Source organism: Nevskia soli DSM 19509, assembly GCF_000711955.1.
Classification (GTDB): Bacteria; Pseudomonadota; Gammaproteobacteria; order Nevskiales; family Nevskiaceae; genus Nevskia; species Nevskia soli.
Map to the genome: position 1 here is coordinate 99,230 of NZ_JONR01000020.1, position 9,825 is coordinate 109,054.

General features: G+C 66.9%; 9 protein-coding genes. 8 read left to right on the forward strand and 1 reads right to left on the reverse strand.

The window, feature by feature from the left end:
• Position 1 precedes the first annotated feature (1 nt).
• The 8 genes from BP26_RS0111920 to BP26_RS0111955 all read left to right on the forward strand — a co-directional run bounded on the left by BP26_RS0111920 (position 2) and on the right by BP26_RS0111955 (position 8,528).
• On the forward strand, positions 2-295 hold the full coding sequence (locus BP26_RS0111920; protein ID WP_029920809.1) for a malonate decarboxylase subunit delta: 294 nt from the start codon (positions 2-4) through the stop codon (positions 293-295).
• Positions 292-1,164: a biotin-independent malonate decarboxylase subunit beta gene (locus BP26_RS0111925; protein WP_029920810.1), complete on the forward strand. Its 873-nt coding sequence runs from the start codon at positions 292-294 to the stop codon at positions 1,162-1,164. The genes BP26_RS0111920 and BP26_RS0111925 overlap by 4 nt, the downstream gene beginning before the upstream one ends.
• Entirely contained in the window at positions 1,161-1,991 is an 831-nt protein-coding gene (gene mdcE, locus BP26_RS0111930; protein ID WP_029920811.1) for a biotin-independent malonate decarboxylase subunit gamma, read from the forward strand. Before BP26_RS0111925 ends, mdcE begins: the two co-directional genes overlap by 4 nt.
• A 49-nt stretch (positions 1,992-2,040) precedes the next feature.
• Positions 2,041-2,682: a malonate decarboxylase holo-ACP synthase gene (locus BP26_RS0111935; protein ID WP_051748888.1), complete on the forward strand. Its 642-nt coding sequence runs from the start codon at positions 2,041-2,043 to the stop codon at positions 2,680-2,682.
• Positions 2,679-3,614: a malonate decarboxylase subunit epsilon gene (gene mdcH, locus BP26_RS0111940; protein ID WP_029920813.1), complete on the forward strand. Its 936-nt coding sequence runs from the start codon at positions 2,679-2,681 to the stop codon at positions 3,612-3,614. Before BP26_RS0111935 ends, mdcH begins: the two co-directional genes overlap by 4 nt.
• A gap of 82 nt (positions 3,615-3,696) precedes the next feature.
• Positions 3,697-4,449: a c-type cytochrome gene (locus tag BP26_RS0111945; RefSeq protein WP_084183028.1), complete on the forward strand. Its 753-nt coding sequence runs from the start codon at positions 3,697-3,699 to the stop codon at positions 4,447-4,449.
• 227 nt (positions 4,450-4,676) lie between these two features.
• A complete protein-coding gene (locus BP26_RS0111950; protein WP_051748889.1) occupies positions 4,677-7,034 on the forward strand; it encodes a TonB-dependent receptor in 2,358 nt (785 codons plus the stop codon).
• Positions 7,035-7,043: 9 nt separating this feature from the next.
• A complete protein-coding gene (locus tag BP26_RS0111955; protein WP_029920816.1) occupies positions 7,044-8,528 on the forward strand; it encodes an FAD-dependent oxidoreductase in 1,485 nt (494 codons plus the stop codon).
• Here the strand turns inward: BP26_RS0111955 and BP26_RS0111960 are convergent.
• The gene (locus tag BP26_RS0111960) at positions 8,525-9,550 is read right to left on the reverse strand and encodes a hypothetical protein (RefSeq protein ID WP_029920817.1); all 1,026 of its coding nucleotides are present in this window, start codon (positions 9,548-9,550) and stop codon (positions 8,525-8,527) included. The two genes, BP26_RS0111955 and BP26_RS0111960, sit on opposite strands and share 4 nt — an antisense overlap.
• Positions 9,551-9,825 lie beyond the last annotated feature (275 nt).

The following is a 9,825-nucleotide window of genomic DNA, read 5'->3' on the forward strand; positions in this document are numbered from 1 at the left end:
AATGGAAAGGATCGAACTCGATTATCCCGCCCGGCACGCCGTGCCGCGCCGCGTGCATGTCGGCGTGGTCGGCTCGGGCGATCTCGAGGTATTGCTGGAGCCCTCGCCGGACCAGCGCGCGCACGTGCTGGTCAACACCAGCGTCGACGGTTTCGGCGTGGTGTGGAAGAGCGTGCTGGACCGTTTCTTCGAGCGCTTCGGCGGCGCGGCTTCGATCGAGATCAACGATTTCGGCGCCACTCCAGGCACCGTGATGCTGCGCCTGGAGCAGGCGGCGGAAGCGGTGCGCGCATGAGCGCCGTCGCCGCCGTACGCGAGCACCGGCAGTTCCTCGGCCGCACCAGCTTCATCGAGATGGGGGCGCGCGAGCGCGCCCGCGCCATCCTCGACGCGGGCAGCTTCCGCGAACTGCTCGGCCCCTTCGACCGCCTCAAGTCGCCTTGGCTGCCCCTGCAGGGCATCGTGGCGCAGTCCGACGACGGCGTGGTGCTGGCGCGCGGCACGCTCGACGGCAGGCCGGCGCTGGTGGCGGCGATCGAAAGCATCTACCAGGGCGGCAGCATGGGCGAAGTCTCCGGCGCCAAGATTGCCGGCGCCCTGGAGTTGGCGCTGCGCGATTGCGAGCAGGGCAAGCCGGTGCTGCCGGTGCTGCTGCTGGAAACCGGCGGCGTGCGCTTGCAGGAAGCCAACCTCGGCCTCGCCGTCATCGCGGAAATCCATGCCGCCATCGTCGCCCTGCGCCGGCACGTGCCGGTGATCGGCGTGATCAGCGGCATGGTCGGCTGCTTCGGCGGCATGTCGCTGGCGGCGGCGTTGTGCAGCCGCCTGATCGTCACGCGCCAAGCGCGCCTGGGCATGAACGGTCCCGAGGTGATCGAGCAGGAAGCGGGCATCGCCGAACTCGATGCTTCCGATCGCGCCCTGGTATGGAGTCTCATCGGCGGCGAGCAGCGCTACGCGGTCGGTCTCGTCGACGAGCTGCTCGAAGACGACGCGGTGGCCATCGCCGCGTCCGTGCGTACCGCATTCGCGCAGGGCCTGCCGCGGCAGGAGCGCAGCGCCCAGGTGGATCTCTACCTGGAGCGCCTCGCCGCGATCGATCCGCAGCGGCCGCTGGATGGTCCTGGTCTGCGCGCCCTCTGGCATGGAGCGGCACGGTCATGAGCACACAGACGGAACTATCGGCCCGCGGCATCACCTGGTTGCGGGCGCTCACCGCGCAGGACGGCGTGCTCCAGGGCACCCCGGCCACGGTGCGTGTGGCCGAAGCCGCGCTGGGCGACGAGCCCGCCAGCTTCATCGCCGTGGTGCCGGATCCGCATAACCGCTTCCCGCGCGCGCGCAACGGCGAGGTCGGCCTCGAAGAAGGCTGGGCCCTGGCGCGGCAGGTGCGGAAGATCATCGCCGCCGGCAAGGACGGCGCGCGCCGGCCGATCATCGCCCTGGTCGACGTCAGCAGCCAGGCCTACGGCCGGCGTGAGGAATTGCTCGGCGTTCACCTGGCTTGCGCCGCGGCGGCCGACGCCTATGCCTCCGCGCGCCTTGCCGGCCATCCGGTGATCGCGCTGCTGGTCGGCAAGGCCATGTCCGGCGCTTTCCTCGCGCACGGGTACCAGGCCAATCGCCTGCTGGCATTGGATTCGCCCGAGGTGATGGTGCACGCCATGGGCAAGCAGGCGGCGGCGCGCGTCACCCGCCGATCGGTGGCGGACCTGGAAAAACTGGGCGAGCGCATCGCGCCCATGGCCTACGACATCCGCGCTTACGCCAAGCTTGGTTTGCTGCACCAGCTGATCGAAGGCGTCGACGCCGATGCACCGGGCACGGCCGACGTGCAGCGCGTGCGTGAAGCGCTGCTGGCGGCGATTGCCGATACGCGCTCCGGCGCGCGCGACCTGTCATCGCGGCTGGCATCGCCGGAGGCGCATGCGACGCGCGCCGCCTCCATCGAAGTGCGGCGGCGCCTGGCGGAGCAGTGGGATGCCGCCTGAGAGCTCATCCGTGATTCATTCACGGACAAGCTCTGAGCCGCGGCCGGCGGTGCACACGCTGCTGCGGCTGCGGCATGTCGACGAACTGATCTGGGAAGAGGGTCGCCCCGACTGGGCTGTCGCCGCGTTGGAGCTTGCGCCCTGGGTGGTGGTGCGCCGAGTCGAGCCGCGTCCGCGGCTGTGGCCGGTCGGCATCCGCGGCGGCCTGCGCCCGCAACGTTGCGCGGCCTGGCTGCCGGACGCCGCGGTGGCGGATTTCGTCACCCCGGAGATGCTGGCGACGACACGCGCCTGGCGCCAGCGGCCCTGCGCCGACACGATTCCCGCGCTGGCCCTGCTCGACGAAGTGGAAGCCATCCTGCAGGCGCACGGCTACGCCGGCCGCTGGGGTCCCGGCGGCAGCGTCGGCTTCGAACTGGCCAGTACCTTGCCTTGTGTCTCCCCGGCCAGCGATCTCGACCTCGTGCTGAAGGTGCCGGAGCCGCTCGGCGTGCGCGACGCGGCCGCGCTGTGGGCGGCCCTGTCGAGGCTGCCGCTGCGCGTCGACGTCCTGCTGGAAACACCCCTGGGAGCGGTGGCGCTGGCCGAGTACGCCAGGGGCAAGAGCGTGATGATGTTGCGCACCGCGCTGGGCGCGCGGCTGGTGGCCGATCCCTGGCTTGCCAGCGCGGCCAGCGCACTGAGCGCGTGAGCGTCGCGCTGTTGTTTCCCGGTCAGGGCGCGCAGAGTCCGGGCTTCCTGCATCGCCTGCCCGAACACCCGCTGGTCCGCGCCACGTTGGATCAAGCCTCCGAAATATTGGGCGAGGATGTCCTCGCCCTGGACAGTGCCGAAGCTTTGTCCTCCACCGTCGCGGTGCAACTCACGACCCTGGTCGCAGGCGTTGCCGCCTGGCGCGTACTGGGCGGGGAGGGGGTGAGCGCCGACGCCGTGGCCGGTCTGTCGGTCGGCGCCTTCGCCGCCGCCGTCGCCTGCGACACGCTGTCTTTCGCCGATGCCCTGCCGCTGGTGAAGCTGCGCGCCCAGGGCATGGAGCGCGCCTATCCGCGGGGCTACGGCATGGCTGCGATCATTGGCCTGGACGAGCGCCGCGTCGCCGCGCTGGTCGAGCGCGCGGGCGGTGCGAATTCACGACTCTACCTCGCCAACATCAACGCGCCGACGCAGATGGTGCTGGCCGGGCCGGATGCCGCGCTCGATGCCGCCATCGCCGCCGCGCGACAGGCCGGGGCGCGCAAGGCCAAGCGTCTGGCGGTGAGCGTGCCCTCGCACTGTCCCCTGCTGGATGCCGTATCCAGCCAGCTGGCCGAGGCCATGGCGAAGATCGAGCTGCGGGCGCCGCGGATCCCCTATGTCGGCAATTGCCGCGCCCGGGTGGCGCGCGACGCTGCGGGCGTGGCCGAGGACCTGATCAACAACGTCGCCCGTACCGTGCGCTGGCATGATGCGACGGTGGTGCTGTACGAGTTGGGCGCACGGCTGTTCGTCGAACCCCCGCCGGGGCAGGTGCTGAGCCGCCTGGCGCGGGAGGCCTTCGGCGACGCCCGCAGCGTGGCGCTGGGCGACGTGGACCTGGATTCGGTCGTGCTGCTGGCACGGCGCGAGCAGTCACAGGACGGTTGAACGCCGCGAGCCGTTTTCAGGCCACCGGTGTACCGCTGTGCTTGCCTTGTCCGATCCGGCAAAGGCAGACTGACCCGCTTGCATGGATGCGCCGGACTACCCGGTGAAAACGCTTGTGTATGGATCGCCTTATAAAACCAATGAAGATCGACAACGCCGTGAGCGGACGGGCGCAGCCATGAAGCGCAGCCTTGCGGCTCTGGCCGGTATTGCCGCTGCCGTGCTGTGGCAACTCGCGGCGGCGGCCGGCAGTGTATCCATTGCCGCCGGCAATGCTGGGCATGGGGCGCAGCTGGTGAGCACCTGCTCGCATTGTCACGGCCAGCGCGGCGAGGGCTTGGCGGTGAGCCGGTTCCCCCGGCTCGCCGGGCAATCCGCGGCCTATCTCGCCAGGCAACTGGGCGACTACGCGGCCGGCACCCGCGACAACGCTGTGATGGTGAGCTTCGCCAAGGCCATGTCGGCGCAGGACATGGCGGATATCGCCGCCTACTACGCTGGGCTGACCGCGCCCGCGGTCGCCCCGGAAAAGGCCGATGCAAAACTGCTGGATGCGGGCCACAAGCTCGCCAGCGCCGGCGACGCCGCGACTGGTGTACCGGCTTGCGTCAGTTGCCACGGCCCCGACGGTCGCGGCCAGCCTCCCGTGTTTCCCTACCTTGCCGGTCAGCACGCCGAATACATCACCGCACAGCTGGATGCATGGCGGGAAGGTTCGCGCCGCAATGACAACGGCGCGCAAATGTCGTCTTTGGCCAGGAAGCTGAGCGCGGCCGACATCGCCGCGGTCTCCGCCTACTTCGCGCAGCTGCCGCCGCCCAAGCCGCAGCGCTGATCCGCATCCCGAAAAAATCCCCGCTGCTCCGGGAGCGGCCGCGCCGTCGCGGCTGATTCTCCCGCCCAACCTTTCCGGAGTATGGCCGCGGCCTCGTCCGCATGGACGAAGCCGGCTTTCTCCCGCGGAAGGTCCAATACCCCCATACAAAACCCTCAGTCTGAAGAGGGCTCGCGACAGGCCCGGCAAGGCCGCCGCGAACACCGGTCATCGTGGGAGGAGAGGAAATGGTGCGAGTCAAGAACACGTCGGCGATCCTGTCGCTGGCAGGCGCAATCTCGATCATCGCGGTTCCGGTGCGAGCGGATGAAACACCGCAGCCTGCGGCGCAGGTTCCGGTTCAGGCCGACGCCGTGACGCCGGCACCCGCCTCCCCGACTCCGGCCAAGGCGGCGGAACAGGGTGCGACCGAAACCCTGGGGCAGGTCGTGGTCACCGCGCAAAAGCGCGAGCAGAAATTGCAGGACGTGCCCATCGCCGTTACGGCCATTACCGCCAAGGAACTGGAGTCCCGCGGCATCCAGGACATCGCTGACCTGAGCGCCCTGTCACCGGGCTTGCAGGTCGAGAAATCGCCGGCCAACGGCTCCATCTCGCAGGTGGCCATCCGCGGCAATGTGCAGATCAATCCCGCCATCTACTGGGATACGGCGGTCGGCGTCTACATGGACGGCGTTTACCTGGGCAAGTCGCAGGGTTCGGTCTTCGATGTGGTCGATCTCAACCGCGTCGAAGTGCTGCGCGGCCCGCAGGGAACCCTGTATGGACGCAACACCATCGGCGGCGCCATCAACCTGGTGACGCGCAAGCCCACCGGTGTGTTCGGCGGCGATGCCAGCGTATCCGCCGGCAACTATGGCTCGCATGTCGAGAAGCTGTCGCTGGACCTGCCCAAGGTCAGCATCGCCAGCATCTCGCTCGGCGTCATTTCCGACCGGCGCGACGGTTGGGTCAATACCACGCCCGGTAGTTCCACCGACAATCTCAACAACCGCGGCAACACCGGCCTGCGCCTGGCCGCGAATTTCGCCCTGACGCGCGATCTGCAAGCCGACTATCGTTTCGACAAGACCAACATCGACGAGAATGGCGAGTTCGGCCAGCTCTACAGCATCGATTCCGGCTTTTCGCTGTATCCGGCGCTCGCACCCTACGCCTCGAAGGATCGGCAGACCACCGCCAGCGTCGATGCGCCCTCGTTCGAAAATGTGCATACCGAGGGCCATTCGCTGACCCTCACCTGGAATGCAGGCGGCAACAACACGCTCAAGTCGATCAGCGCCTACCGCCATCTCGATAGCCGCGATGCGGCGGACTACGATGGCTCTCCGACTCCGGTGGCGGCGACGCAAAGGCTGACCAAGTATCACCAGGTCTCGCAGGAATTGCAGTGGGTCGGCCATCTCGACCGCTGGAACTACGTCGGCGGCCTCTACTACTTCCACGACGACGGCTATACCAATAACCCGCAGACCTTCTTCTTCGGCGGTGCGCAATACGATTCGCAGTACGGCACTCGCACCGACGCCTGGGCACCTTATGGTCAGGTCGACTACAAGGTACTCGACAATTTGACCCTGACAGCGGGCGTTCGCTACACCGAAGAACTCAAGGCTCTGGATCGCATCTTCGGCTACTGCACCGGTCCTGCTTGTGCGACGCCGGGGGGGTATCAATACCTCATTCCGCAGGGCACTCATGCATTCGGCAGATTCGAGGCTTTCACGCCCTCATTCACTGCGGCTTACAAGGTCAGCGAAAACCTCAATACCTATTTTCGCTTTGCAGAAGGGTTCAAAAGCGGCGGCTTCAATGGCGAGTTCAGCGATGTGACTCAGACAAGTGAGGCCAACATCACGGAAACCAAGACGCCTTTCCAGCCGGAAAAGCAGATAACGTTCGAGCTGGGCGAGAAATCATCTTACTTCGGCGGCAAGGCAGAATTGAATGCTGCGATGTTCCTGAACAACGTCAGGAACCTGCAGGAATCGATCTTCACCGGAAATGGTGCGGCTTCATCGACCATCCGCAACGCCGGCCAGGCGATCGTGCGCGGCATCGAGCTGGAAGGCGCGGTGACGCCAGTGCGCGGCACGCGTTTATCCGCCAACTATGCCTACCTCGATGCACACTACAACTCTTTCAGGGATGCCGATCAGCAGGTCAAGGACAACCGTGCCTTCGTTCACGCGCCACGCAATACCTTCAATCTGGTGGCCGACAGCAAGTTCCTGCGCACCTCCTGGGGCACCTTCGAGGCTCTGGCCGACTACGCCTATACCACTTCGTACTACCTGTATCCCTACCAGCTTAGCGGTCCCGGTGCGCAGGGCTATGACAAGAACAAGCAAGTCGCCGGAAACACCCGGGTCAAGAGCTACGGCCTGCTCAACCTGCGCCTGGCCTTGAACCAGATTCCGCTGGGAAGCTCCATCAGCGGCGATGTGGCGGTCTGGGCCCGCAACGTCACCAACGAAGCGGTGGCGACCAACCTGATCGATTTCGGCCCCGGTTTCGGCAGCCTGACCGAAGCCTACTTCAACGATCCCCGCACCTTCGGCATCACCGGCACCGTCCACTTCTGAGTCCGCACCATGACCGCATCGTATTCACGCAACCAGGCCTGCCGTCTTTCCCATGTGCCGGGCTGGGACCTGGAAACCGATGTGGTGGTGGTCGGCTTCGGCGCCGCGGGCGCCTGCGCCAGCCTGGAAGCGGTGCAGGCCGGGGCGAAGGTGACGCTGTTCGAGGTCACCGCGGGCAGCGGCGGCACCTCGGCCATGTCCGGCGGCGAGATGTATGTCGGCGGCAGCGGCGGCACGCCGATCCAGCGCAGCGCCGGATTCCACGACGATACCGAAGACCTGTACCAGTACCTGCTGATGGCCGGCGGCCCCAATGCCGACGCGGACAAGGTGCGCGCCTACGCCGACAACAGCCTCGGGCATTTCGAGTGGCTGCAGGCGCAGGGCGTGAAGTACAAGAACTCCTTCATCCCGCAGCGCATCGTCGAGCCCAGCACCGACGACTGCCTGATCTGGAGCGGCAGCGAGGAAGCCTGGCCCTTCGTAGAGCAGGCCAAGCCCTGTCCGCGCGGCCATACGCCGCAGTGGCTGGGCATGGGCGGTGGCAAGTATTTGATGGACGTACTGGCGCAGCGGGTCGATGCGGCCGGCGTGGACGTGCGCTACAACGCGCGCGTGCTGGCGCTGATTGCGGATGACGATGGCCGCGTGCACGGCGTGGTGGTGAAGCTCGACGGCAGGGACTGCTTCGTGCGCGCGCGCCGCGGCGTGATCCTCTGCGCCGGCGGCTTCGTCATGAACCGCGACATGGTACGGCGCCACGCGCCGCACCTGCTGCGCTCGCAGCATCCCATCGGCACCGTCGACGACGGTTCCGGCATCCTGCTCGGCCAGAGCGTGGGCGGCGCCGCCATCAACATGAACGAGGGCTTCGTCACCTTGCCCTGGTATCCGCCGGAATCGCTGATCAAGGGCATCTTCGTCAACGAGCGCGGCCAGCGCTTCATCAACGAGGACTGCTATCACGGCCGCGTCTCGCAGCACATCATCCAGCAGGCCGGAAACCGCATTTTCCTGCTGCAGGATCACGAGACCTACGCCGAGCCCGAGTTCGGCAAGTTCTCCAACATCACCATCGCGGCGGCGGGCGAAACCTGGGCCGAGGTGGAGAAGGACCTCGACCTGCCGCAGGGTTCGCTGCTGGCCACGGTGGAGCTCTACAACCGCTACGCGCAGGAAGGCACGGACCCGCTGTTCCACAAGGGCGCGAAGTGGCTCAAGCCGCTCACCACGCCGCCCTTCGTGGCCCTGGACTGCCGCATCGACATCTGCTTCTACTCGCACTTCACCCTGGGCGGCCTGGATACACTGCCGACCGGCGAAGTGCTCAACGCCGACCGCCAGCCCGTGCCCGGCCTGTACGCCGCCGGCCGCACCGCCTGCGGCCTGCCGCGCTGGGGAGCCGGCTACAGTTCCGGCATGTCGCTGGCCGATGCCACGTACTTCGGGCGGCAGGCGGGCCTGCGTGCGGCGAGCACAGCGCCGGTGGTTTAGCCGCCCACGATCTTCTCCACCGCACCCGAAAGATAGAAGTCCTGCAGGTTGCGCCGCACCATCGGCTCCAGCAAGCCGCGCTTGTTCAGCCCCTCGATCAGCTTCGGCGCGAAGCGCATGGCGTCGGCCACGATCATGTCGCGGCTGATGCCGATCTCTTCCAGGATCTCGCCCAGCGAGCTGTCCTCGTAGCGGTCGAAGAAGCCGTCCACGCCGGCGTCGATCAGGGTCACATACCAGTCGGTCTTGCGCAGCTGGTGCCAGTATTCGTAGCCGATGACGAAGAAGTCCTCGATGTCCGAACCGCGCAGGTAGTCGCGGAACAGCGAAACCTTGCTGTGCTTGAGCTGCTCCCACACGTCCAGCGCCACTTCGCGGATCGAGGCCTCGTCGAAGCGGTCGAGCAGGAAGCGGCGGCTCTCCAACAGGGTCGACTGGATGTTGCGTGAGACATAGCCCTTCAGCCGCTCCTCGATGGCGCCTTCCAGCTTCGGCGCCGCGCGGTTCATCATCGACTTGCCCAGCTTCATCGCGGCACCGGCGCCGGGGATGTTGCCGGTGAGCTTGTTCTGGGTGAGGTAACCCTTGATGCCGTGGTAGACGATGTCCGCCGCCAGGGCCGAGTAGATCGGGTTGGCCACCGATTCGTCCAGGAGGCGGGTGCGCAGTTCCTTCATCTCGAGCAGCTTGTCGAGGACCTCCGTGAACTGCTGGTCGGAGAGCAGTTCGCCCAGGCGGGTCTGCTCATGGATTTTGTGCGCATGCAGGCGCTGCGCGATGTCGGCCACCAGTTCGGGAATGCCGGCGTTCAGTTCCAGCTTCACCGCATAGACCCGCACCGTCTCCTTCACCGCCGCGCGGGTGACCACGTCCTTCAGGCTCAGGCGCTCGGCGTCGGCCAGCAGGGCATCGACTTCGCGCTCGATGCGCGGGCGCAGCGCCTTGCCCTCGAACTGACCCAGCATGAAGGCGACGTGCGCCTCGAGCAGGGCTTCGGCGGTAGTGGGCTTCTTCTTGGCCAAGGGATCGTTTTCCGGCGCGCTGGGGATTCAGGCGCCGACACTCTCTCACATCCGCCCGGCTGGCAATGGCCGTTGCGCGGTCCACCCCTGCGCTTTGGCAAATCGCATCCAGGGTGCAAGCCTTAGAGCCTGTAACAGAATGAATCGCACCTGCGTTGCAGTCCAAAATCGCGCCAAGGCGGCCCCTCCCGCACCCACCTCGTTACGCTCGGGCACCGTGTCGGGGCCGCCCTGGCGCGATTTTGGGCGCAACCCTTCGGGACGGGGCCATTTTT

Bases quoted from the DNA above. Each gene is read 5' to 3' on its own strand.
- BP26_RS0111950 (WP_051748889.1), top strand. From the start codon at position 4,677: ATGGTGCGAGTCAAGAACACGTCGGCGATCCTGTCGCTGGCAGGCGCA.
- BP26_RS0111925 (WP_029920810.1), top strand. From the start codon at position 292: ATGAGCGCCGTCGCCGCCGTACGCGAGCACCGGCAGTTCCTCGGCCGC.
- mdcE (WP_029920811.1), top strand. From the start codon at position 1,161: ATGAGCACACAGACGGAACTATCGGCCCGCGGCATCACCTGGTTGCGG.
- BP26_RS0111920 (WP_029920809.1), top strand. From the start codon at position 2: ATGGAAAGGATCGAACTCGATTATCCCGCCCGGCACGCCGTGCCGCGC.
- BP26_RS0111945 (WP_084183028.1), top strand. From the start codon at position 3,697: ATGGATGCGCCGGACTACCCGGTGAAAACGCTTGTGTATGGATCGCCT.
- BP26_RS0111955 (WP_029920816.1), top strand. From the start codon at position 7,044: ATGACCGCATCGTATTCACGCAACCAGGCCTGCCGTCTTTCCCATGTG.